General features: G+C 64.7%; 20 protein-coding genes. 9 read left to right on the top strand and 11 right to left on the bottom strand.

The window, feature by feature from the left end:
* Positions 1–8: 8 nt before the first annotated feature.
* Together ACWAT4_RS33860 and ACWAT4_RS33855 are read right to left on the bottom strand one after the other, a co-directional pair.
* Positions 9–1,106: a CaiB/BaiF CoA transferase family protein gene (locus ACWAT4_RS33860; protein ID WP_212300058.1), complete on the bottom strand. Its 1,098-nt coding sequence runs from the start codon at positions 1,104–1,106 to the stop codon at positions 9–11.
* A gap of 10 nt (positions 1,107–1,116) precedes the next feature.
* Positions 1,117–2,286 carry an acyl-CoA dehydrogenase family protein gene (locus ACWAT4_RS33855; RefSeq protein ID WP_449729132.1) on the bottom strand — a complete coding sequence of 390 codons (1,170 nt, stop codon included), beginning with the start codon at positions 2,284–2,286 and terminating at the stop codon, positions 1,117–1,119.
* Positions 2,287–2,411: 125 nt separating this feature from the next.
* On the opposite strand from ACWAT4_RS33855, the gene ACWAT4_RS33850 reads away from it, so the two are divergent.
* Positions 2,412–3,332 (top strand): LysR family transcriptional regulator, encoded by a 921-nt coding sequence (locus ACWAT4_RS33850; RefSeq protein WP_212300056.1) that lies wholly within the window; start codon positions 2,412–2,414, stop codon positions 3,330–3,332.
* Positions 3,333–3,629: 297 nt separating this feature from the next.
* Here ACWAT4_RS33850 and ACWAT4_RS33845 read toward each other — a convergent pair whose 3' ends face one another.
* Positions 3,630–4,904 carry a cytochrome P450 gene (locus tag ACWAT4_RS33845; protein WP_449729131.1) on the bottom strand — a complete coding sequence of 425 codons (1,275 nt, stop codon included), beginning with the start codon at positions 4,902–4,904 and terminating at the stop codon, positions 3,630–3,632.
* Between the two features lie 26 nt (positions 4,905–4,930).
* Positions 4,931–6,196, bottom strand: a complete 1,266-nt coding sequence (locus ACWAT4_RS33840; protein ID WP_212428404.1) for a cytochrome P450 — start codon at positions 6,194–6,196, stop codon at positions 4,931–4,933.
* A gap of 322 nt (positions 6,197–6,518) precedes the next feature.
* Between ACWAT4_RS33840 and ACWAT4_RS33835 the strand changes: the two genes are divergently transcribed.
* Positions 6,519–7,664 (top strand): YjgN family protein, encoded by a 1,146-nt coding sequence (locus ACWAT4_RS33835; protein ID WP_212300298.1) that lies wholly within the window; start codon positions 6,519–6,521, stop codon positions 7,662–7,664.
* A 2-nt stretch (positions 7,665–7,666) separates the two neighbouring features.
* The gene (locus ACWAT4_RS33830; RefSeq protein WP_449729130.1) at positions 7,667–8,800 is read left to right on the top strand and encodes a M48 family metallopeptidase; all 1,134 of its coding nucleotides are present in this window, start codon (positions 7,667–7,669) and stop codon (positions 8,798–8,800) included.
* Positions 8,801–9,010: 210 nt separating this feature from the next.
* On the opposite strand, the gene upp is transcribed toward ACWAT4_RS33830, so the two are convergent.
* The 4 genes from upp to ACWAT4_RS33810 all read right to left on the bottom strand — a co-directional run bounded on the left by upp (position 9,011) and on the right by ACWAT4_RS33810 (position 13,077).
* Positions 9,011–9,640, bottom strand: a complete 630-nt coding sequence (upp, locus tag ACWAT4_RS33825; RefSeq protein ID WP_212300052.1) for a uracil phosphoribosyltransferase — start codon at positions 9,638–9,640, stop codon at positions 9,011–9,013.
* Positions 9,641–9,830: 190 nt separating this feature from the next.
* Entirely contained in the window at positions 9,831–11,069 is a 1,239-nt protein-coding gene (locus ACWAT4_RS33820; RefSeq protein ID WP_449729129.1) for a URC4/urg3 family protein, read from the bottom strand.
* A gap of 7 nt (positions 11,070–11,076) precedes the next feature.
* Positions 11,077–12,333, bottom strand: coding sequence for a GTP cyclohydrolase II (locus ACWAT4_RS33815; RefSeq protein ID WP_212300050.1), 1,257 nt, complete (start codon positions 12,331–12,333; stop codon positions 11,077–11,079).
* Positions 12,334–12,594: 261 nt separating this feature from the next.
* A complete protein-coding gene (locus tag ACWAT4_RS33810; protein WP_449729128.1) occupies positions 12,595–13,077 on the bottom strand; it encodes a sigma-70 family RNA polymerase sigma factor in 483 nt (160 codons plus the stop codon).
* A gap of 201 nt (positions 13,078–13,278) precedes the next feature.
* On the opposite strand from ACWAT4_RS33810, the gene ACWAT4_RS33805 reads away from it, so the two are divergent.
* Together ACWAT4_RS33805 and ACWAT4_RS33800 are read left to right on the top strand one after the other, a co-directional pair.
* A complete protein-coding gene (locus tag ACWAT4_RS33805) occupies positions 13,279–15,207 on the top strand; it encodes a winged helix-turn-helix domain-containing tetratricopeptide repeat protein (protein WP_449729127.1) in 1,929 nt (642 codons plus the stop codon).
* A gap of 48 nt (positions 15,208–15,255) precedes the next feature.
* Positions 15,256–16,383: a threonine synthase gene (locus ACWAT4_RS33800; protein WP_449729126.1), complete on the top strand. Its 1,128-nt coding sequence runs from the start codon at positions 15,256–15,258 to the stop codon at positions 16,381–16,383.
* Between the two features lie 22 nt (positions 16,384–16,405).
* On the opposite strand, the gene ACWAT4_RS33795 is transcribed toward ACWAT4_RS33800, so the two are convergent.
* Both ACWAT4_RS33795 and ACWAT4_RS33790 read right to left on the bottom strand, forming a co-directional pair.
* Positions 16,406–17,224 carry a DUF2927 domain-containing protein gene (locus ACWAT4_RS33795; protein WP_212428399.1) on the bottom strand — a complete coding sequence of 273 codons (819 nt, stop codon included), beginning with the start codon at positions 17,222–17,224 and terminating at the stop codon, positions 16,406–16,408.
* An 84-nt stretch (positions 17,225–17,308) separates the two neighbouring features.
* The gene (locus tag ACWAT4_RS33790; protein WP_433995255.1) at positions 17,309–17,806 is read right to left on the bottom strand and encodes a L,D-transpeptidase; all 498 of its coding nucleotides are present in this window, start codon (positions 17,804–17,806) and stop codon (positions 17,309–17,311) included.
* A 345-nt stretch (positions 17,807–18,151) separates the two neighbouring features.
* Here ACWAT4_RS33790 and ACWAT4_RS33785 point away from each other — a divergent pair, with 345 nt between their 5' ends.
* Positions 18,152–19,699: an acetolactate synthase large subunit gene (locus tag ACWAT4_RS33785; RefSeq protein WP_449729125.1), complete on the top strand. Its 1,548-nt coding sequence runs from the start codon at positions 18,152–18,154 to the stop codon at positions 19,697–19,699.
* A 177-nt stretch (positions 19,700–19,876) separates the two neighbouring features.
* Positions 19,877–20,395: a hypothetical protein gene (locus ACWAT4_RS33780; protein ID WP_212300043.1), complete on the top strand. Its 519-nt coding sequence runs from the start codon at positions 19,877–19,879 to the stop codon at positions 20,393–20,395.
* Between the two features lie 245 nt (positions 20,396–20,640).
* Here ACWAT4_RS33780 and ACWAT4_RS33775 read toward each other — a convergent pair whose 3' ends face one another.
* Positions 20,641–22,185, bottom strand: a complete 1,545-nt coding sequence (locus tag ACWAT4_RS33775; protein WP_212300042.1) for a peroxidase family protein — start codon at positions 22,183–22,185, stop codon at positions 20,641–20,643.
* A gap of 587 nt (positions 22,186–22,772) precedes the next feature.
* Here ACWAT4_RS33775 and ACWAT4_RS33770 point away from each other — a divergent pair.
* The gene (locus tag ACWAT4_RS33770) at positions 22,773–23,111 is read left to right on the top strand and encodes a hypothetical protein (protein WP_212300041.1); all 339 of its coding nucleotides are present in this window, start codon (positions 22,773–22,775) and stop codon (positions 23,109–23,111) included.
* 151 nt (positions 23,112–23,262) lie between these two features.
* On the top strand, positions 23,263–23,745 hold the full coding sequence (locus tag ACWAT4_RS33765) for a hypothetical protein (protein ID WP_212300040.1): 483 nt from the start codon (positions 23,263–23,265) through the stop codon (positions 23,743–23,745).
* The last annotated feature ends 17 nt before the right edge of the window (positions 23,746–23,762 follow it).

The following is a 23,762-nucleotide window of genomic DNA, read 5'->3' as shown; positions in this document are numbered from 1 at the left end:
CGCTCTTCTTACTTCTTCGGATTTTGGCCGATGGCCGGGACGGCCCCATAGCTGCGGGTCTCGCCGACAATGATCGGCGCCGGCGCCGGATAGCTGACGCGGCCGTTCGGCGTATCCACCTCGATGCGGCGCAGGTGCGGATGGTTGGTGAGGTCGCTCATGGTGTTGACCTCGGCGAAGGCGATATCGGCATCCGACAGCCGCTTCAGCAGCTCGTCGCGCGTCATCCTGCCGAAAATATCCGCCACCGTCTTGTCGGTGAAATCGCGATTGCGCACGCGCTCCACCATGTTGGCAACGCGGGGATCGGCCGGTAGATCGGGCCGGTCCAGCACCTCGGCGCAGAGCGTCTTCCACTCGCGCTCACTCTGGATCGAGATCAGGATGTCCTTGCCGTCCTTCGAGCTGAATACGCCATAGGGCGCGATCGAGGGATGACGCAGCCCCATCCGCTTCGGCGGATTGCCGGCCTCGGCGTTGAGCAGCGGCACGGTGCACCAGTCCGCCATCACGTCGAACATGGAGATGCGGATGTCGGCGCCCTTGCCGGTGCGCCCGCGCGCGATCAGCGCCTCCAGGATCGCCGCATGCGCGGTGGCGCCGGTCGCCACATCGACGATCGACATGCCGACGCGCGAGGCGCCGTCGGGATTGCCGGTAATCGAGGCGAGGCCGCTCTCGGCCTGGATCAGCAGATCATAGGCCTTGCGATGCGCGTAGGGGCCTTCGTCGCCATAGCCGGTGATCGTGCACGAGATCAGCTTTGGGTAATCCTTCAGCAGCCGCTCGCGCGAAAAACCGAGCTTGTCCATCGAGCCCGGCTTGAGGTTCTGCACCAGCACGTCGGCGCTCGCGATCAGTCTTTCCAGCTCCGCGCGCCCCTCCTTGGTGGCGAGGTCGACGACGGCGGATTGCTTGCCGCGGTTGAGCCAGACAAAGTAGCTGCTCTGACCCTTGGCCGCCGCGTCATAGCCACGCGCGAAATCGCCCTCGGGCCGCTCGATCTTGATGACTTCCGCGCCGGCGTCCGCCAGCCGCGACGAGCAGAACGGCGCCGCCACCGCCTGCTCGACCGCTATCACCCTGATCCCGTCAAGTGCTCCCATGATATCTGCCTCAGTATGAGCGGGGCATGCCGAGCACATGCTCGGCGACGAAGGAGAGCACGAGGTTGGTCGAGATCGGCGCGACTTGATACAGCCGCGTCTCGCGGAACTTGCGCTCGACGTCGTACTCCTCGGCGAAGCCGAAGCCGCCGTGGGTCTGGATGCAGGCGTTCGCCGCTTCCCAGGACGCATCGGCCGCCAGCATCTTGGCCATGTTGGCCTCGGCGCCGCAGTCGAGCCCGGCCTCGTATTTGCGCGTCGCTTCCTTCACCATCAGCTCGGCGGCGCGCATCGAGGCGTAGGCCTTGGCGATCGGGAACTGAATGCCTTGATTTTGGCCGATCGGCCGGCCGAAAACGCTGCGCTCCTTGGCGTAGTTGGTCGCCTTGGCGATGAACCATTTGGCGTCGCCGATGCATTCGGCGGCGATCAGGATGCGCTCGGCGTTCATGCCGGAGAGGATGTAGCGAAAACCCTTGCCTTCCTCGCCGATCAGATTCTCCGCCGGCACCTTCATGTCGGTAAAGAACACTTCGGTGGTGGCATGGTTCATCATGGTGCGGATCGGGCGGATCTCGAGGCCGTTGTTCTTGGCCTCGCGCATGTCGACGATGAACACGGAGAGACCATCGGTGCGCTTCTTGGCCTGCTCCTTCGGCGTGGTGCGCGCCAGAAGCACCATCAAATCGGAATGTTCGGCGCGGCTGGTCCAGATCTTCTGGCCGTTGACGATGTAGCCGTCGTTGCCTTCCTTGCGCGCAAAGGTCTTCAGCGAGGAGGTATCGGTGCCGCTGGTCGGCTCGGTGACGCCGAACGCCTGCAGCCGCAATTCGCCGCTCGCGATCTTCGGCAGGTATTTTGCCTTCTGCTCGGCACTGCCGTGTCGCAGCACGGTGCCCATCGTGTACATCTGGGCATGGCAGCCGCCGCCGTTGCAGCCCGCGCGCTGGATCTCCTCCAAGATCGCGGCTGCGGCCGAGAGCTTCAGGCCCGCTCCGCCATATTCCTCGGGGATCAGCACCGAGAGATAGCCCGCCTGCGTCAGCGCGTCGACGAAGGCCTTCGGGTAGGCCATCTCGCGATCGAGCTTGCGCCAATATTCGCCGGGGAACTGCGCGCAGAGTTTTGCGACGGCTTCGCGGATGTCGGCGTGATCGTCGCTGTGGTGGTCTTCACTCATGGCGTTTCTCGTGTCTAGCGGCAGTTAAGATAACGCCGGCCGATCCTCTGGCGTTGTGAAAACATCGCCAGCCCCCTATGCTCATTTGCTATAGCGTATGGAGTAGCCTTCCAGGATTGGCAAGCATGGATTTCCGGCAGCTCAGGACCTTCAGTTGCGTGGCGGAGCTCGGCAGCCTGAGCAAGGCGTCCGACACCTTGCGCGTAGCGCAGCCGGCACTGTCCCGGCAGATCAAGCTGCTGGAGCACGAGCTGCGCACGGAACTGTTCACGCGCAACGGCCGCGGCATGGTGCTGACCGAAGCGGGCCGGCTTCTGCTGGCGCGCACCTCCGGCATCGTGCGGCAGATCGACCAGATCCGCGACGACATCCAGTCGGCCAAGGGACCGCCGTCCGGCCAGGTCGTGCTCGGCCTGGTTCCGACCGTGAGCTGCGTGTTGTCGGCGCGCTTTGCGCGGCGCTGCGTCGAAAAGTTTCCCGGCATCTCGCTGCGCATTGTCGAAAGCTACAGCGGCCATCTCGTCGAATGGCTGCATCGCGGCGAGATGGACCTTGCTATCCTCTACGGCCGCTCGGCCGATCTGCATCTCAACGTCGAGAGCCTCGGTCGCGACAACATCGTCGCGGTCGGCCCGCGCGGCTGCGGGCTCGCGCGCAAGAGGAGCATCGATGTCGGCTGGCTGCTGCGGCAGCGGCTGGTGCTGCCCAGTCATTCGCACGGTCTCCGTGCGCTGATCGAGCACGCCGCCGCCCAGCGCAAGATCAAGCTCAACGTCCAGCTGGAGGCGGATTCGTTTCGCGTGTTGACGAGCCTGGTCGAGGAAGGGCTCGGCTTCGCGTTGTTGCCGCCGTCATCGGTGCACGGCGAGGTCGCGGACGGGCGGCTGGAAACCGCTGCCGTCTCCAAGCCTATGACGCGCGAGCTCATTTTCGCCTCTCCGATCGACCGCCCGGCCTCGACGGCCTCGCTGGCCGTCACCGCGCTGTTGCGCGAGGAGGTCGCCGCCTGCCGCAAGGAAGGCGTGTGGGACATCAAATTGAGTTAGATGCGCTGCTGTCGTAGAACAGTCAGGCGCCGCGTTGTCTTCGCATCTGGCGCGAGCTGTCATGCCGAAATTCTATAGCTGGCTGCCCCATACGCCGCTGTCATCGCCCGCCTTATGCGGGCGATCCAGTATTCCAGAGGCGGCGCGGCTGGAACCGAGAGACTGCGGCGTACTGGATGCCCGCCCCAGTGCGCAATTGCGCACAAGGCGGGGCATGACAGCGGAGATTGACGAGGCGGCTTGCCACGAGGCAGTTGCCTAGGAGCTATCCCAGAAGTGGACCTCGCCTGAAATGGGCTACCCCGGTATCCGCACCGGCAGCGACTCATATCCCTTGATGAAGCTCGAATAGATCCGCTTCGGTTCGCCGACGACCTCGATCCGGTCGAAGCGCTTCAGCATCTCCTCCCAGACGATCCGGAGCTGCAATTCGGCAAGCCGCATGCCGACGCAGCGGTGGATGCCGAAGCCGAACGAGAGATGGGTGCGCGGCCGGGTGCGGTCGATGATGAACTCGTTCGGCTTCTCGATCATCTCCTCGTCGCGGTTGCCGGAGACGTACCACATCACGACGCGATCGCCCTTCCTGATGTGCTTGCCGCCGATCTCGGTATCCTGGAGCGCCGTGCGCCGCATATGCGCGAGCGGCGTCTGCCAGCGGATCACCTCCGGCACCATGGTGTCGATCAGTCCTGGGTTGGCGCGGAGCTTGTCGTACTGCTCGGGGTTCTCGTTCAGCGCCAGCACCGAGCCGGTCATGGTGTTGCGCGTGGTGTCGTTGCCGCCGACGATGAGCAGGATGATGTTGCCCATCAGGTTGTCGGGATCCATGAAGCGCGTCGCGGCATTGTGGGCCATCAGCGACAGCAAATCGTTGCGCGGCGCCGAGTTGACGCGCTCGTTCCACAGCTTCGACATGTAGGCGTAGCACTCGTCCATCTCGCGGCGGCGCTGCTCGGCGGATTCGACGATGCCGCTCTTCGGCAGCGCGGTGGAGACGTCGGACCAGCGCGTCAGCTTGCGCCGCTCTTCCCAGGGGAAGTCGAACAGGGTCGCCAGCATCTGCGTCGTCAACTCGATCGAGACGCGTTCGACGAAGTTGAAGGTCTCGTTGCGCGGCAGATTGTCGAGCACGGTCTGCGAGCGCTGGCGGATCAGCTTTGCGAGCTCGTCCAGATGTGTCGGCGTGAACATCGGCGACACGGTCTTACGCTGCGACGAATGCTTGGGCTGGTCCATCGCGATGAAGCTTGGCCAGTCGTAGCCCTCCGGCACGTCGCGGATCGAGATGCCGCCGAGCGTCGAGTCCGAGGAGAACAGGCCGTGATTGGTGTCGACATGCATGATGTCGTTGTATTTCACCACCGACCAGTACGGCTCGATCGGCGCATTGGTGCAGTAATGCACCGGCTCTTCCTTGCGCAGCCGCTCGAACCACGGCCACAAGGTGTCGTCCTGGAACAGCCTCGGAGCGCCCGGGTGGAATTGCGCCAGCGGCGTCGCATAAGCCTCCTCGCGGGCGCGGCGCATGCGTTCGGCCTTGTCCACTCTGACCGGCGTTTGAATGTTCATGGTGGTGGCTCCCGTGGGGCGTTGCTTTACGCCGCAATCTTGACCGGTAAGGTTTCAAGACCCTTTACGAAACTCGAATACACCCGCTTCGGCTCGCCGACCACGTCGATATGGTCGAACCGCTTCAGGATCTCCTCCCAGATAATCTTGAGCTGGAGTTCGGCAAGCCGCAATCCGACGCAGCGGTGAATGCCGAAGCCGAACGACAGATGCGTGCGTGGGCGGGCGCGGTCGATAACGAAATCGTAGGGCTTCTCGATCGCCTCCTCGTCGCGGTTGCCCGAGACGTACCACATCACGACCTTGTCACCTTTCTTGATGTGCTTGCCGCGGAACTCGAAATCGGCAAGCGCGGTGCGGCGCATATGCGCCAGCGGCGTCTGCCAGCGGATCACCTCCGGCACGAAGCTGTCGAGCAGCGCGGGGTTTTCGCGCAGCTTGCGGTACTGATCCGGATACTGGCTCAGCGCGAGAAGCGAGCCCGACATGGTGTTGCGGGTGGTGTCGTTGCCGCCGACGATCAAAAGGACGAGATTGCCCAGGAAGTTCTTGGCATCCATGTCGCGGGTTGCGGCCCCATGGGCCATCATCGAAAGCAGGTCGCTCTTCGGCGGCTGCGCGATGCGCTCCTTCCACAGCCGCGCGAAATAGCCTGCGCATTCCGCAAGCTCGGCCTGACGCTCGTCTTCGGTCGCGACGAGGCCGTCGGGACCCGGGATGGTGGTCGCGATGTCCGACCAGCGCGTCAGCTTGCGGCGGTCCTCCCAGGGGAAGTCGAACAGCACCGCGAGCATCTGTGTGGTTAGCTCGATCGAAACCTGGTCGACCCAGTCGAACACTTCGCCGCGCGGCAGATTGTCCAGGCACTCGGCCGAGCGCTTGCGGATGTTGAGCGCGAGATTGTCCAGATGCGTCGGCGTGAACATCGGGGCCACGGTCTTGCGCTGCGCGGCATGCCGCGGCGGGTCCATCGCGATGAAGCTCTCGCGGCGCAAATCGGGATCGATGTCGCGGATGGTGATGCCGCCGAGCGAGGAGGCCGAGGAGAACACCGAATGATTGGTCTCGATCTCCATGATGTCGTTGTAGCGCGTTACCGACCAGTACGGCCCGAACATCGAATCCTTGCAATAGTGCACGGGATCTTCGCGACGCAGGCGATCGAAATAGGGCCAGAACGTATCGGTCCTGAACAATTCGGGATCGCCGGGATCATATTGTGCCAGCGGCAGTGACGCAGCGCGCTCGCGCAGTGCGTCGATGTTTGCGGCGCTCTCGATGGTCCCGTGCATGACCGCTCTCCCTGGCATGAACCGCGCGTTCTCATTGAATTCTGCGCTGCGGTATTTGAAGCGCAATTACAACGCGTTACGCGCTTCGGAGCAAGCGGCAGTTTTGCCGCAAGCGAGGTGCGCAGCCCGGATGGAGCAAAGCGAAATCCGGGCTGCGGGACTTCACCAACGTGATCTCAAGCACGCCTCAGCCGATGAAATCACGCGATAATTCGCTCGAAACCGAGGTAAATCGAACCCGCCCATCTTGGGGATCGACTAATCTCTGATCTATAGTTTGAGCGGATCTTATCCGCATCCCGAGGTTGCCGCCGTGAACGACATGCAATGGGCCCCCGCGGGCTCCGAACCGGTCCCGCCGCCGCTGCCGCCGATGCGGGTCGACTTCACCGGCAACCGCACCGAGTTCCGCAAAATGGTCACCAAGGGGGCCATGCTGGAGCTTGTCACTTTCGGCTTCTACCGCTTCTGGCTCGTTACCGACATTCGTCGCCATTTGTGGTCGAACACCGCGGTCGACGGCGATGCCGCTGAATATACCGGCCGGGCCAAGGAGCTGTTGGTCGGCTTCCTGTTCGCGCTCGCGATCCTGGTGCCGATCTATCTCGCCTATTTCCTCGTCGGCATCGAGTTCGAGCGCTGGCAAGGCTTTGCCTCGATGCCGCTGTTCATCTCCTTCTATGCCTTCGGCCAGTTCGCGATCTTTCGCGCACGGCGTTACCGGCTGACGCGCACGGTCTGGCGCGGCGTCAGGTTCTGGATGGACGGCTCGGGCTGGGCCTATTCGTTCCGCGCGATGCTGTGGGGCCTCCTGGTGTTCCTGACGCTCGGCCTGGCGCTGCCATGGCGCGAGGCGTCGCTGGAGCGCTACAAGATGCAGCATACGCATTTCGGCGATCTGCAAGGCGACTTCGAAGGCAACGGCTGGGAGTTCTTCAAGCGTGGCTGGTGGCTGTGGCTGCTGAGCCCGATCGCGATGATCATCATCCCGCTTGCGCCGTTCTTCTATGCCGAGTTCAAGGCGCGCGAATGGCGCTGGTGGTTGAACGGCATCCGCATCGGCGACGTCAGCCTGTCCTCGGACCTGCCGCACAATGCCTTCTACGGCCTTTACTGGAAGATGGTCGGCTGGTGGGTGCTGCTCACGACCCTGTTCGGCCTCTATATCGGCGGCGCCACCTTGCTCGTCGTCAAGGTGAGTGGCGTGCCGGCCGAGCAAGTATTCGGGCCAGGCCACGCAGCCAAGAGCATCCCGATGCTGGTGATGATGGTGATCGGTTATTTCGCGCTGGCGCTCGCCATGAACATCATCATGCGGGTCTATCTCCAGCGCGATCTCTGGGCCAAGGTGCTGGAAACCGTCGAAGTGCATAATATTGGCGCAGCGTCCGACGTCCGCGCCAGTGGCGAGCTTGCCAGCGCGCTCGGCGAAGGCTTTGCCGATGGACTCGATGTCGCGGGATTCTAGATGTGAGTGATGTGACGGCCGAGCCCGACCTCGGGACGAAACCCGGACAGCCGGCGATCTTCTTCGATGGCCTGTCGAGCCGCCGGCGGCAGGTCGTGCTGACGCTCGGCGACGCACTCGAGATCGCCGAGCTGAGCGATGGGCAGGCTGGCCCCACCGTCACGCGCTGGGCCTATGATGAAATTCGGCGGGCCGACAGTCCTGCCGGCATTCTGCGCCTCACCGCGAGGTCCGCGCCGCCACTGGCGCGGCTCGAGATCCGCGATGCGGCTTTCTCGGTCGATCTCGTCGCAAGATGTCTTCGTCTCGACGAGCATCAGACCACCCGCCGCGGCATTGCGAAGATTGTCGGCTGGTCGGTTGCGGCGGCCGTCTCCATCGTCTGCGTCGTGCTGTTCGGCGTGCCGTTGGCCGCCGATCGCCTCGCGCCGCTGGTGCCGAAGCCGATCGAGCGGCGCATTGGCGATGCGTCCGAGGTGCAGGTGAAAACGATCTTCCGCGGTGGCTCCTGCAACGACCCGGCCGGTCAGGCGGCGTTCGGCAAGCTCGTCAACCGCCTGCGCGACGCCGCCGGCCTCGATGACGATGCCATGACCGCCGGCGTGCTCCGAACCTCGGTGCCGAATGCGTTCGCGCTGCCGGGCGGCAAGGTCTTCGTGCTGAGTGGCCTGCTCGACAAGGCAGAAAGTCCGGACGAACTCGCCGGCATTCTCGCTCACGAGCTCGGCCACCTCAGGCATCACGACAACATGCGCGGCCTGATCTACAACGGCGGCACCTCGTTCCTGATCGGCCTGTTGTTCGGCGACGTCACCGGCTCGTCCGCGGTGATCTTCGCTTCGCGCAGCGTGGTCGAAGCCTCCTATTCGCGCGAGGCTGAAACCGCCGCCGATACCTTTGCGATCGAGACCATGCATGCGCTCGGCCGCTCGCCGAAGCCTGCGGCTGAGTTGATGTTCCGCATCACCGGCAAGGAGGGTGGCTCGAGCTTCGCGACGATCCTGGCAAGCCATCCGCTCACCGAGGACCGGCTCGCCCGTATGACGAAGGAAGACCGTCCCGCCTCCGGCCCGCCGCTGTTGACGAACACCGAATGGCAGGCGCTGAAGGGTGTCTGCGGCAGCGGGAAGATTTGAAGGCTGCAGCTGTAAGTCGAATCTATTGGCCGCGGGTTCGGTTCAGCCTCTCCCGCTTGCGGGAGAGGCCGACACGCCCCGGGCGATGCGAAGCATCGTCCCGCGCGTGGCGGGTGAGGGTTCTTTCCTCTTGGGGTTTGTCCCGTTGCGGAGACACCCTCTCCCCAACCCTCTCCCGCAAGCGGGAGAGGGAGCGCACCTTCTTCGCGGCTATCGCGTTCCGTAGGCGCGGTCGCCGGCATCGCCGAGGCCCGGCAGGATGAAGCCGTTGTCGTCGAGGCCTTCGTCCACCGCCGCGGTCCAGATCGGCACGTCCGGATGCAAGCCGCGCAGGCGCTCGAGCCCTTCCGGCGCGGCGATCAGGCAGGCGAGGCGAATGTCCTTGGCGCCGCGCTCCTTCAGCCGGTCGATTGCAGCCACCGCCGTATTGGCGGTTGCGACGACGGGCGTCACCACGATCGCGAGGCGCTCGCCGAGATCGGACGGCGACTTGAAGAAGTACTCGACCGCGGCAAAACTTTCGGGCTCGCGATAGAGGCCGATATGGGCGACGCGCGCGGTCGGCACCAGATCCATCATGCCGTCGACGAAGGTAGTGCCCGCGCGCAGCATCGGCACGAACACCAGCTTCTTGCCCGCGATCTTGGCCGAGTGCATCGTCGCCAGCGGTGTTTCGATCACGGTGTCAGTGAGCGGCAGGTCACGCGTCACCTCGTAGCACAAGAGCATGCCGATCTCCTTGATCAGCTCGCGGAACGACTTTGTCGAGATGGACTTGTCGCGCACCAGTGTCAGCTTGTGCTGCACCAGCGGGTGATCGACGATCGTGACGCCTTCCATGATCGGATGCTCTCGCTTCTTCCCTTCTCCCCTTGTGGGAGAAGGTGGCGCGCTTTGGAGTGCAATTGCACTCCAAAGCGCGCCGGATGAGGGGTTCTCTCCGCGAATTTCACCGAGAGATGGGTCCGCGGAGAGAACCCCTCACCCGCCTCGCTTTCGCGAGGCACCCTCTCCCACAAGGGGAGAGGGTTTAGAAAACAGTGCCGTCGCTGATCACCTTGAGCGGCGGCGAGCCATCGGTACGACGCGAAAACGCGATGGCGCGGCCCGCTGCCCAGGTGCCGCCTTCCAGGATGCTGGCGAGCGGCAGCGACTCTGGCGTGCGGCCGAGCTTGGCGCGAACCAGTTCGGCAACACGATCCAGCAGCGCGACGGTCAGCGCGCGCCATTCGACGACGAGCAGCGAATCCACCGCATGCGCACGCTCGGCGTCCGCGGCGTCGCGCAGGCGCAGCACCTCGTGATCGACGAACAGGCCGCCATTGCGGTATTCCGCAAGCCCGGTGAGGCCGTCGATATCGGTGACGTCGAAGCCTGCGCGCTGGAGCGGCTCGATCAGGGAATAGCTCAGCCATTGTGACAGCTTGTGCAGCGGCACGAGGCCGACGGTCGCATCATCAGCCTTGATCGCTGGATGACGCCAGCAATCGCCGAGCGGGACGCCGGCGAGTTCGAGCCGCGACGGCCAGATCGGGCCGAGCTGGTTCAGCACCGCCGACAGGATCGCGGGGGCCGGGATGGCGCCGCCTACGGCGTGCGCCGCGATATGATCGAACAGGCCGCCCGGCCGTGGCGTGTCGTGCAGGCCGAAAATGTCGGCGCGCGACGCGACCTGCTTGCCAAGGCGATGAAGCAGATCGGTGCGTCCCTCCAGGCCGAGCAGCGGATTGGCGTCGCTCGCCTGAAAGGCTGAAGTCAATGCCGAGAGCGGCAGCTTGGTAAGTACATCCGCATCGACCCTGAACAGTGCGCGCGTGTCCCGCGAAAAGAGTCCGCCGGTAAACATATCGAGGCTTGCGATCGCAAGCCCCTCGGAGCGGCCGATCGCTTGTCCCGTCGCGGCGTCGCGATAGCGCCACGTGGCACCTGCGCCGGCATCGAGCAGCACGCTGACGATGGCAAGGTCGAATTCCGCACGCGCCCGTGCCGCACGATCAGGCCATGACGCCGCGTCGGCCAGCTGTGCCCAACGGTCGACGCCGCCGAACACGAAGTGTCGCCACCGCGCGTGGAAGGGAATATCGAGCGTCGGATAGGCTTTTCGCGTGACAGCCAGCACGGCCTCCGCGACGCCGTCCATCCGATCGAGATCGATGGTGAAATGCGTGAGCCCGTTGTGCAGGCCGATGTCGAGCATTTGCCCGGCGCGCGCGCGAACCGCCTTTGCGGTGAGCAGCGCGCGTGCCTCGTGTTCCAAAGCGTGCGCCATCAATCGATCAGTATTTTTCCAGCGAACGCCCGACCACGCCGTCGACGTCCTTCTCGGGCGCGATGTCCGTCGAGTAATAGCCGGCCGCCTTCTTCGCGGCGATCTCGACATAGGCGTCGGCCGGGATCAGCTCGGGCGGGATCGGCACGCGTTCGACGATGTCGATGCCCTGTGAGGTCAGCGCGTCGTACTTCATGTCGCTCATCGACAGGAAGCGGTCGATGCGCTTCAGGCCCAGCCAGTGGATGGTGTCGGGCATCAATTGCTGAAAGCGCGCGTCCTGGACACCCGCGACGCATTCGGTACGCTCGAAATAGGCGGCGGCGGCATCGCCGTCCTCCTGGCGCTTGCGCGCATTGTAGACCAGGAATTTGGTGACCTCGCCGAGCGCGCGGCCTTCCTTGCGGTTGTAGACGACGAGCCCGAGCCCGCCTTCCTGCGCGCCGCGCGCGGATTCCTCGATGCCGTGAATGAGATAGGGCCGGCAGGTGCAGATGTCGGAGCCGAACACGTCCGAGCCGTTGCACTCGTCATGCACGCGGCAGGTGATCTTGGTGCGATGGTCCGGCAGCTTTGTCACATCGCCGAACATATAGACGGTGGTGCCGCCGATCGGTGGCAAAAACACTTTCAGGTCCGGCCGGGTCACGAGCTCGGGGAACATGCCGGCGGTCTGCTCGAACAGCGTGCGGCGCAGCTCGGTCTCGTTGGTCTTGAAGCGCTCGGCAAGGCCCGGCAGGTACCAGACCGGATCGATCGCGATCTTCACCACGGAAACACTGCCATTGGCGTGGACGACCTCGCCGTCGGCGCGCAGGCGCTTGGCGGCCAGTGCCTCGCGAATTTCGGGCAGGTCGAGCCGTGCGCGCGTGATCGCGATGCTCGGACGGATATCGACGCCCTCGGCGATGTCCTTGCCGAAATTCTCGGCGACCAGATGGCCCCAGGGATCGAGCGCGACGATCTTTGCGGGATCGCGCCACTGCTCGAACGGTCCGATGGTCGCGGCCGGGAAGGTGTTGGTGAGATCTGGCCTGCGAATCGGATCGAGCGCGCCGGCGGAGACGGCGAGTGCGCGGTACATCGCGTAGGAGCCGCCGTGGCTGCCGATCACGTTGCGATCCCCGGCGCGCGACACCGTGCCGATGATTGGACCGCGGGCGCGCGCGTCAGTGGCGCCCCAGTGAATCGGGTAGGCGGCTTTCTTGCCCGGCTCCGGATGAGAGGTGAGGCGGATATGCTCAGTGCGGTTCGCGCGGCTCATGGCCAAACTCCTAAAAAGCCAACGGCCCGCCGCTCGGACGGGCCTGGCTCAACCGCGTTGCCGGACCAGAGCCCGGCGACGCAATCCACCATATTGTAGCGGCTAGCTGCGACAGACAAGTTAATCGTGCGATGCGGGCAGGGCCGTTTGTCTGCCCCTCATATGGGCATCGGGAGGGCTGGCTGGAATGGCAGGCGCCATACCGGCCGGCCGGTCTGCTTGCGACGAACTTCGTTTAAGATATTGATATAATTGTATTATTTATCGTTGCTTGACCCGGTTGGCAAGCCTGCGTCGCGCGCAGGCGAGGCGCGACATGACCTCGCCCATCGGCAGCGACGTCACCTCTGAGATCTCCCGGTAGGACAGCTTGTCGATCTCGCGCAGCACCAGGATCTCGCGCAGGCGACGCGGCAGGGTCTCGATGGCGCAACGCAGCGCGCTCGCATCGACGTCAGTGCGGGCCGAAATTTTGTCGGCGCGGTCGTCCGTTCGGAGGACGGAAGGGGGACGCGCATCAGGTAACCGCTTGTGTGCGAATACATCACTTTGCCGATCGCGTCGTCGCCGGGTGGTCAGCCATGTCCGATAGCAATTCCGCACGCCCCTCAACATCGACGTCCGGCTTCGTCGCCCCGAGTCGCCATCGCCGCGCAGGAAAGCCGCCTGCACGATGTGCTCGGCGGCATCAGCGTCGCCGCTTAAGAACCGCGCAAAATTATAAGCCGAGTCGAGCGTCAGCATGCCGTCTCGATTTGCAATGACGCCGTCCTGCATCGTCAGCCTCGCGCGATCCCGTGTTGATGTGCGCGTCTCTCTTCGCTCCGACTACGGCCGCTCTCAATGGACCGCGGGTGATCTTTCTCTGGAATCGCAATCCCCCGGGAAGATGAGTGAAATCATCGACTTCCGGCCGCACCTCCCCAACGCTTCGACGAGTCGTCCATGCTGCACGAACCGGAATTGATCGACCGACCCGCCGCGACGCAGCCTGTAAGACGCACCAGGTTCGGTGTGTTCGAGGTCGATCCGCGCAGTGGCGAGCTGGTCAAGAACGGCCGGCGGGTGCGTTTGCAGGAGCAGCCGTTTCAATTGCTCGCGGCGCTCCTGGAGCGGCCGGGCGAGGTGGTGACGCGCGAGGAGCTGCGCACGTTGCTCTGGCCGCAGACAGTGGTCGACTACGATCACGGGCTCAACAAGGCCGTGAGCAAGATCAGGGAGGCGCTCGGCGATTCCGCGGAAAGCCCTCGCTTCGTCGAAACGGTGGCGCGCCGGGGCTATCGCTTTCTCGCCGACGTAACGGTCGCCGTCGATGGAAGCACGCCGCGTGAACCCGATTCGCCGGCTCCGGCTCCGGCGTCAGAGGCCGCGCTGCCGGCACGTCCCGTCGTCGGTCACTGGCAGGGTCTGGCCGCCTCGATCGGTCTGATCCTGCTTCTCGCCGTGGCGCTGTCGGCCTGGCTCTATCCATGGCGTCAGGAGGCGCGAACGATCCATTCGCTCGCGGTGCTGCCGCTCGTCGACACCTCGGAAGATCCCTCGCAGGACTTTTTTGCCGACGGCATGACCGGCGAGCTGATCACGGAGCTTGGCAAGGTTGATACGCTCAGGGTGATCTCCCGGACCTCGACGATGACATATAAAGGCGTGCACAAATCGCTCGCGGCCATCGCCCGCGAGCTCAACGTCGACGGTGTGATTGAGGGCAGCGTGATGCGCGCGAACGGACGCGTCCGGATCACGGCGCAGCTGATTCACGTCGTCGATGACAGCCGCGTCTGGGCCGACTCCTACGAAGGTGACGTGCGCGACGCGCTGACGCTCCAGGTCCGCGTCGCCCGCGCCGTGGCCGGGCAGGTACGCGCCACGCTGAACCATGGCGAGCGCGCCGCCTTCGACAAGCCGCGCAGCATCGATCCTCTGGCTTACGAAGATTATTTGAAGGGGCGTTACTTCCTGAACAAGCGCACCGGCGACGGACTCAGGGCGGCAATCAAATATTTCCGCCAGGCCATCGAGATCGACCGCAACTCCGCCGAGGCCCATTCCGGCCTTGCAGATGCCTATGCGCTGGCCGGTGATTGGGAATACGGCGTGCTCTCGACCACGGAGGCGTTCTCCAAGGCGACGGCGGCGGCGAGCAGGGCGCTCGAGCTCGACGGTACGCTCGGCGAAGCCCACACCTCGCTCGCCTTCGCGCTCGATCTCTACGGCTGGGACTGGGACGTCGCTGCCTCCGAATACGAGGCCGCGATCCGCCTCAACCCCAGCTACGCCACCGCGCATCATTGGTACGCCTGGCATCTGATGCTGGCGGGTAAGACGACCGAGGCGCTGCAGCAGTTCAGCCAGGCGCAAAGCCTCGATCCGCTCTCCCTCATCATCGGCGCCGACATCGCCGATGCGCTCTGCATCGTCCACGATTTCGGCGCGGCGGTTGCGCAGAGCCGCAAGACGCTCGAGCTCGATCCCCGATTCTCCGTGGGCCATTACGAGCTCGGTCAGGCCCTGGTGCAGCTCGGCCGCTTCGATGACGCCATCGCCGAATTCCGCGACGCGATCGAGATCTCCGGCCACAGCAGCGTATTCGATTCCAACCTCGCTTATGCCTATGCCCTCTCAGGACGCAAGGACGACGCCACGAGGATCGCCGCCGACATGGCCGCACACGGCGACCTCTATCCGTCGGCGCAGGCCAATATCGCCCTGATCTATGTCGGTCTCGGCGATCGCGACGCCGCGCTCTACTGGCTCGACAAGGCCTACGACGCCCGCTTCAATCCCTCGATCCTGCTCCGCCCCGCCTTCGATCCCCTTCGCGGCGATGCGCGGTTCAAGGGTCTCATGCAGCGCATCGGACTAGGCAAGGCCTAGACAATCAGACATACCCTGCAGCCTCCGGCCTCGTTTTCGGAGTGCGCCATGCCTGCCGCCAGCTACATCGATCCCCGCAATGGAAAGCTCTATCCGCTTCACGAGCCGCGCTGGTGCTCGGACGAGCGCACGCCGCTGCTGGTGACGCCGGGCGCGGGGATCTCGCGCGCGGATATCGACAGCGGCACGCGGTCGCTGTGGCGCTACCGCGCGTCGCTGCCGGTGGAGATCAAGGACCCGATTTCGCTCGGCGTTGGCTGCACGCCGCTGGTGCAGCAGTCTTGGGACGATCTGCGTCCGTTCTTCAAGCTCGAATGGTTCAATCCGACCGGCAGCTTCAAGGACCGCGGCTCCGCGGTCATGCTGTCCTTCCTCCGCCAGATCGGCGTCGACGCCATTCTCGAGGACTCCTCCGGCAATGGCGGCTCGTCCATGGCCGGGCTTGGCGCTGCCGGAGGCATGCGCGTGAAGATCTTGGCGCCGGCCTCGACGTCGCCAGCCAAGATTGCACAAGTGCGTGCTTATGGCGCCGAGGTGCAGCTCGTCGAGGGCCCGCGCGAGGAGTCGGAGGCCGAGGCCATCAGGCAGTCGAGCCAGACTTTCTATGCCAGCCACAACTGGCAGCCGTTCTTCCTCGAGGGCACCAAATCGTTCGCCTATGAAATCTGGGAAGACCTCGGTTTTCGCGCGCCGGACAACGTCATCGTTCCCGTCGGCGCCGGCAGCAGCCTGCTCGGCTGCGCCTTCGGCTTCCGCGAGCTGTTGAAGGCGGGGCAGATCGCAAAGCTGCCGCGGCTGTTTGCGGCGCAGCCGCTCAACTGCTCGCCGATCGACGCCAGCTTCAAGGCCGGCGCCGACACGCCCGTCGCGCGCGAGGTCAACAAGACCATCGCCGAGGGCACCGCGATCAAGCACCCGCTGCGGCTGCGCGAGATCATCGCTGCGCTGCGTGAAAGCGGCGGCGGCACCGTTGCGCTCACCGAGGTCGAGATCGTGGCCGCCCTGCGGCGTCTGGCGCGGCAGGGCCTGTTCACCGAGCCCACCAGCGCCAGCGCAGCTGCGGCGCTCGACAAACTCTCCGCCAGCGGCGCCATCAAGGCGAACGAGACCACGGTTGCGGTTCTCACCGGCACCGGCCTGAAGGCCGCGACCACCGTCGCCGATCTGGTGCAATAGGACGTCGCCACGACGACCGGGATTACTGCTCTTTCAGATCGTTCACCCGCTTCACCCAGGCGCGCACGTCGGTGAGCACTTCGGGCAGCACCGATCGCACCTCCAGCACGGTCATGCCGGCCTTGATGCGGGGATCGTAGAGCAGGTTGAGGATGTACTGGTCGTAGACGTCGAAATAGCCCATCGACACATTGTCGTTGAACATCGTCCACGGCACGCTCGCGGTGTCGTTGATCGGCCCGAGCGATTGCAGCACCTCCTCATAGGCGCAGTCGAGGAAAGTGAAATCGCTGATGTCGACGGTGAGGATGACGTCGGAATGCTCGATCTCGAATTGATCGTTCTTGCGGAAGCCGGACAGGCATTGCGGATCGAGCGAGGTGCGGATATCGCGCGCCTTCTCCGCGCCGTAGAAGCTCGCAATGGTGCGGTAGAGGTCGCGGTCGCGCACGAGCTTCACCCGCAGATTCGCCGCCTCGCTGGTGTCGGTCATGGCGATGTCGAGATGCTGCACGCGCGCGGCGATGTCGGCCACGACCTTCGCGAGCTGCGCCTTGCGGTCGGCCCGGTCGGTCTCGGCGAACACGCGCACCGGCCCGTCGAACTTGCGGATGCGATCGACGCGGCCGGCGAGGTGGTATTCGGCGCCGAACGCGGTCTTGAAGAAACCGTCGACGATCTCGGCGTCGGTAAAGCTCTTCTTCTCGGTGCGCTGGCGTGAGGCGATCGCGGGCAGCTCGCCGGCGATCGCTTTGGTAGCGGTGTCAGGCACACAGATGAGCGTTGCGAGCGCCACCAGGGCGATGCGGAGGGGAACCGAGAGCGGGTTGAAGGCGCGCATCGTTGCGCAACGCTGCCGTATTCGGTGCCTCCGCACAAGTCCGCAAATTCCCGCGCCGAGCAGGTTCCGCTCGCGGCCGGCCGGTCAGTTGTTCAGCACGACCACGGTGGTGCCGACGCCGACGCGGCCGTAGAGGTCGGTGACGTCGTCATTGGTCATGCGGAAGCAGCCCGAGGACACCGCCTGGCCGATCGTCTCCGGCTCGTTGGAGCCGTGGATGCGGTAGAGCGTCGAGCCCAGGTACATTGCGCGCGCGCCGAGCGGATTCTCGATGCCGCCCTTCATGTGGCGCGGCAGGTCCGGCCGGCGGGCGATCATCTGCGACGGCGGCGTCCACTCCGGCCATTCTTTCTTGGCGGTGATCTTGTGCACCCCGCCCCAGCGGAAGCCGTCACGGCCGACGCCGATGCCGTAGCGCAGCGCCTGGCCGTCCTGGAGCACCAGGTAGAGCCGGCGCTCGGCCGTGTTCACCACGATCGTGCCGGGGGCATAGTTGCCGTTGTACATGACGGTGGTGCGGGGGATCGGGCTCGCGCCGCCGCCGAGAAAGCCGGTGGAGCTGGTGCCCGTGAAGTCCACCATCCCCGCTGCGGATGCGTCGGCCACGCCAGTGAGCAAGAGTGCCATTGCGGCAAGCGGCGCGGCAAAAAAGCGGATCATTGTTTCCCCCAGAAAAAAATCGATTCAACGACAGCCAGAGGCCATATTTGCCGGCATTTCGCAAGCCACGGCCCCGTGAGGCAGGGCATCGTTAACGGATGGCGTTACCAAATCGGCAACGGCGTCCATTTGGCGGAAAAAATTATCCAAGCCGGCGCATCGTCATGCGGGGCAGGGCCGCGATGCCGGCTATTGCTTTGACCGGGCCTGCGAACAATGATTGGTCGGACGGATCACTGGAAATCGCCGGTTGCGGGAGCAGACAGAATGAACGGTGCGGAAAGCCTGGTGCGGACGATGGTCAAGGGCGGGGTGGACGTCTGCTTCACCAACCCCGGCACCTCCGAGATGCATTTTGTCGCAGCGCTCGACCGCGTGCCGGGCATGCGCTGTGTGCTCGGCCTGTTCGAGGGCGTGGTGACGGGTGCGGCCGACGGCTATTTCCGCATGAAGGGCCAGCCTGCCTCGACCCTGCTGCATCTCGGCCCCGGCCTCGCCAATGGCCTTGCCAATCTGCACAATGCCAAGAAGGCCAATTCCGGCATCGTCAACATCGTCGGCCAGCACGCCGTCTACCACATCGACTACAACGCGCCGCTGACCTCCGACATCGAGGGCCTGGCCCGGCCGATGTCGTCCTGGGTCCGCACCTCGCCGAATGCCAAATCGGTCGCCGCTGATGGCGCCGCCGCGATCGCCGCCGCCAAGAGCGCTCCGCCGCAGATCGCGACCCTGATCCTGCCCGCCGACACCGCCTGGAACGAGGCCGACGGCATCGCCGAGGTCCCGGCCGAGCAGCAGCGCGCCAGCTACTCGCCGCAGGCGGTCGAGCAGGCCGCCAGGATCCTGCACGGTGACGGCGAGGGCACGCTGCTCCTGATGACCGGCAGCGCGCTGAGCGAGCACGGCCTGGCGCTGGCCGAGCGCATCGCCGGCAAGACCGGCTGCACCGTGATGGGCCCGACCTTCCGCCCGAAGATGGCACGTGGCCGCGGCCGCTTCTCGATCGACCGCATCCATTACGTCATCGAGAACGCGCTGCCGATGCTGGCAAAGTTCCGTCACATCGTGCTTGTCGAGTCCGACGATCCCGTGGCGTTCTTCGCCTACCCGAACAAGCCGAGCATGCTCAAGCCCGATGGCTGCGAGGTCCATCGCATGACCTCCTGGGGCGAGAATTCGGTCGCGGCTCTGGAAGCGCTCGCCGGCGCGGTGAAGGCGAGCGCCAGGGACGTCAAGCCGCAGGCGTTACAGGAACTGGTCAAGCCGACCGGCGCGCTCACCTTCGCCTCGATCGCGCAGGCGATCGCATGTGCGATCCCCGAGAACGCGATCATGGTCGACGAATCCCTCACCACCGGCCGCGGCTTCTTTCCGCCGACGGCCGCAGCCGCGCCGCACGACTGGCTGCAGAACATGGGCGGCTCGATCGGCTTCTCGACGCCGCTGTCGATCGGCGCGGCGATCGCCTGCCCCGACCGCAAGGTCATCACCATGGTCGGCGACGGCAGCGCGATGTACACGATCCAGTCGCTGTGGACCCAGGCGCGCGAGAATCTCAACATCGTCACCATCGTGTTCGCCAACCGCATCTACCAGATCCTGCGCGGCGAGTTCGACAATGTCGGTGCCGGCGAGCCCGGCCAGCGCGCCAACGACATGCTGCGGCTTGATCGTCCGACGCTCGATTTCGTGGCGCTGGCCAAGGGCATGGGCGTGCCCGGCCGCGCCGTCGCCAATGCCGACGAGTTCAACAAGGCGCTGGCCGAAGCCGTCGCCGAGCCGGGACCGCGGCTGATCGAAGTCGTGATGTAGGCCAAGTTCTCTCCCCACGTCGTCCCGGCGAAAGCCGGGACCCATCACCCCAGGGAGAGGTTTGGCGAAGACTAGGCGTTCGGTACGTGCACTGTGCGTACACGATAAATGTCGCGGTGGGGCCCGGCCTACGCCGGGACGACACTGAACTAAGAGCGTGATGAGCCCGGAGGCACGATGCAGACCGAGCTGAACAAGGTGATCGCGGCGCTCCGGGAGTTTTACGCCCACGAAGATTTCCTGTTCGAGAAGGATATCGGCGAGCGCGCCGTCACGCACCGCTTCGCCGTCTATCTCGAGCGGCAGTTTTCGGGCTGGGCGGTCGATTGCAATTATGACCGGCTCGGCGAGCGCACGCTGCACCTGCCGCATGGCACCATCATCTCGACCGACGATCATCTCGGCAAGTCGATCTACCCCGATGTCGTCGTGCATCAGCGCGAGATCCCGAACAATCTGCTCACTGTCGAGATCCGCAAGGCGAGCAATCACACGCCGCTGGAGCACGACCAGCACAAGCTGAAAGCGATGACCGACCCGCATGTCTGGTTCGCCTACTGGATCGGCGTGCTGCTGGTGCTCGACAGGCACGGCGTGACGATGTCGGAGGTCTATGTCAGCGGCGTCGTCGACCAGGAACTCTCGCGCTGGTTCGCGACGCGGCTCGAGGAAAGCGGCCTTGGGGCCGCGCATTAGAACGAGAGTTCGTACGCACTGCTTCAATCGCGTTTGACTGCACGATGTTGCGGCGTCGACAATGGGCTCCCTCTCTTGCTTGCGGGGGAGGGCTGGGGTGGGGGTCTCTCCACGTCGGGATTGCTGGCTAGGGATTGCCCCTGCGTGGTGAGAACCCTCACCCGCTGCGCTCTGCGAGCGCGTCCGCCTCTCCCGCAAGCGGGAGAGGCGGAGCAAGCCCCACGGATAATCGTCTCTTCAGAACATCAATGCAGCGGGGCGCCGTTGCCCAGCGCGTAGGTCACGAGATCCTTCAGCTTGAAATCGGGACCGGTCACCGGCGCCCAGTTCGGGTCGAGCGACAGCACCGAGGAAGCGTCGCCGAACATCATGCCGAGGAAGACTTCGGCGACGATGCGGCCGCCGACGGGCCCGAGCTGTGGCGTGTTGATGCCGCCCGCCGGTGCACCGGTGGCGGGGACCGTGACCTTGGTCGCGAACTGGCGCGCTTCGGCGAGGATGTAGGTCCACAGCGGGCAGTTGCCTTTGAACACGCCGTTCGCGATCGACGCGATCGGCACCTGCGGATCGCCGGCTGGATCGGGATTGTCGACGGCGCGGCCGATGATGATCTGCTCGTCGGTCAGGGGCGTCACGTGCATCGCCTTGGCGACGGCCTGGCCCGAGGGCAGGCCAAGCCGCCAGCCGCGCTCGAGATTGCGCAGCGCCAGCGAGGACGGATTGGAGGCGACCTCCGGCGGCAGCTTGCGTAGCGGATCGACCAGCGAGGTGTCGATGCGATAGGCGAACTGTAGCCGCCGCTTGTTGTCGGGATTGGTGTCGTCGCCCTCGTCGCCGAAGGCGCGCGTGTCGATGTCGATGAACCGGCCCCAGTCCATGGCGCGTCCCGGACCCATCGCGCGGAAGCCGGTCAGCGCATTGTTGTCGGGATTGTTGGGATCGGGGAAGATCTGCAGCAGCATGTTGTCGGCGTCGTTCAGCCGATAGCCGGGCCGGATCATGGAATGCCCGAGCCGGTAGGCCGCGACCGAGAACTCGACCGGCATGTAGGGATAATTCTTCCAATGATAATAGGCGAGCTTGCTGCGATCGTAATGGCCGCCGCTCTTGAGATCGTTCAGCACGGTGGCATTGACGATGCGCGGCAGGAAGTCGTTCAGCACGACATATTGGTAGTGGAAGCGGACGCGCTGTTGCACGTCCTGGAACGAGAGGCTGTCATTGTCGTCGACCATGCGGTTGTGGAAACGCAGCATCAGCCCCTGGAACTGCGAGACGATGCTGTTCTCGTCGTTGCGGGGATCGCCGATCAGTGCGCGGCCTTTGAAGCGCGGCAGGTCGAAGGCGTTGGAGACGCCGGTGCCGGTCAAGGTCTCGCCGAGCAGGAATTTGCCGGCGCCGTCGTACATGTAGGGCTGGTCGTTCGGACCGCGCCCGTAGAGATTATCGAGATCAAACGAGGGCGTGCGGAAATCGACGAGCCCGTCCGGGTCCTGCTGCTTGGTCAGCGAGCTCACCGGATCGAAGGTGATGTCGTGATCGACAAACTGGCCGAAATAAGTGTAGAGCGCGGGAATTCCGCTCTCCTCGCCATCGGGGCTGTCTTTGGGGGCGTCGAAATCGCCGATCATGTTGTCGGCGAGCGCAGAGAGGTTGGCGATGTTATCGGCCTCGTTCGGGCCGAATTTCGCCGGCGTCAGATTGCGGAACATGCGGCCGAAGCGGCCTTGTGACAGCGGCGAGCGGGTGGCGTTGAGACCGCGGGGCGTAATGGCGTGACGACTGCTCATAAAGAACCTCCATGAAAAGTTACGACGGCAAGCAACTAAAGTTAAAGTTGTTCGTAATAGGATATGCATGCGAGGCTAGATCGCGGAATTTGGCGTCGCAATGCACTGCTTCACACATCGCGCGACGTCGATGCGGTTCCGTGAGCAAACGTTGCGATCAAGCTACGGATGTATCTTGCAAATTCTTCCCGCACCGATGGCGAATAACATTCTCGTCATCGAAAATGTCGGCGCAAAGCAATGTCAGCTTCGCCGACCTAATCGGCGAGACGATGTGGCGTGGAGAACGCCGTGCTCGCGCAAAAATTGTGGCGCGTGCGTCGCCTCGTCAATCGTCGCGGGGGCGCGAAAGGGCGTGGCGCCGGATGCCTCGTGCGTTCCGGGACTCACCCGACACATTGTCGCGCGCGTCTAGGTCTCGGCGCGTGCGCCGCGTTCGGCATGCGCCTATGATGCCGCACGCCGCCGTGGACAATGTGATCTCGGCCACAGTTTGCAGCCGGGCTCACGCCTATCTTCGGCGGACTTGCACGCGTCGATCCCGCGGGACCATCCGTCATTGGGGATCAGGCATTTTGGAGGTTCTGATGCAAAAATCATATTTGCTGGCTGCGACTGCGGCACTGGCGCTCATCATGCAGACGCCGCTCGCGCTGGCGCAAACCGCGCCGGCCGCGGGCGGCACGCCGCCGGCCGCCGCGGCCACCACGACGGCGCCTGCTGCGACCACTGCACCGGCCGCGACCACGGACACTTCGACCCCGCCGGCCGGTGCGAAGAAGAGCGCCGAGAAGAAGCCGGCCAAGAAGAAGATGACGCGGCAGCAGGAGATCGATCATTCGGTCGACACCGGCACCGTCCCCGCGCGCTATCGCAACTCCGTGCCGAAGCAGTACCAGCAATATATTCCGTTCGAGAAGCAGTGACCGATCGCACCGCGGCGCGAGGTGCTCCCCGTCTTGCGCCGCGGTGAACTGGCTGGGAGCCATGCAGCAGCAAGGGCTCGATCTGATCAGCTGACCCCTGTGGCAGGGTACACTGCCGATGCTAGAGTAGCCCTAGCCGGGGGGAATCGTGATGAGTGACGACGCGAGGGATGCTGGCCTTGTGGCCATGATCAGCAGCATCCTGGGAGGTGGCAAGCGCACAGAGGCCGCCAGCCCGCCGCCGCTTGCTGACTTCATGCCGGCCGCGCCGGCAGCCGCACCGGCCGCGGACGTGGCGCAAGTCCCGGAGGCGGAGTCTCCGAAGCTCCAGGATGCTGCCGATCAAGCCGTCGCGGCGCCGACGCCGGTTGGGCCTGCCGCTCCATCCCTGACGGCGGACGGCAAGCGCCTTCTGCCGGCGGACGCGATTGCCGAGCTCGTGCTCGGCGAGTTGCGCAAGATCGAGGATTTTCCCCCGTCCGGCGTCTCGGTCACGGTCTATGGCTATCGGAATTGGAACGCGATGATCACCTTCGCGCCGTTTTCGACGACGTTCCAGAACGCGACCCGGTTCCGCCAGGCTCTGCCCGACCTCGTCTTCAAGCTACGCCGTTTCGTCGAACTTGAGATATAGTCGAGGATGATCGCCCG

It is taken from the genome of Bradyrhizobium sp. T-1 (assembly GCF_053592855.1).
The sequence above is the reverse complement of the archived record's forward strand: the minus strand, read 5'-3'. Positions and strand labels throughout refer to the sequence as shown.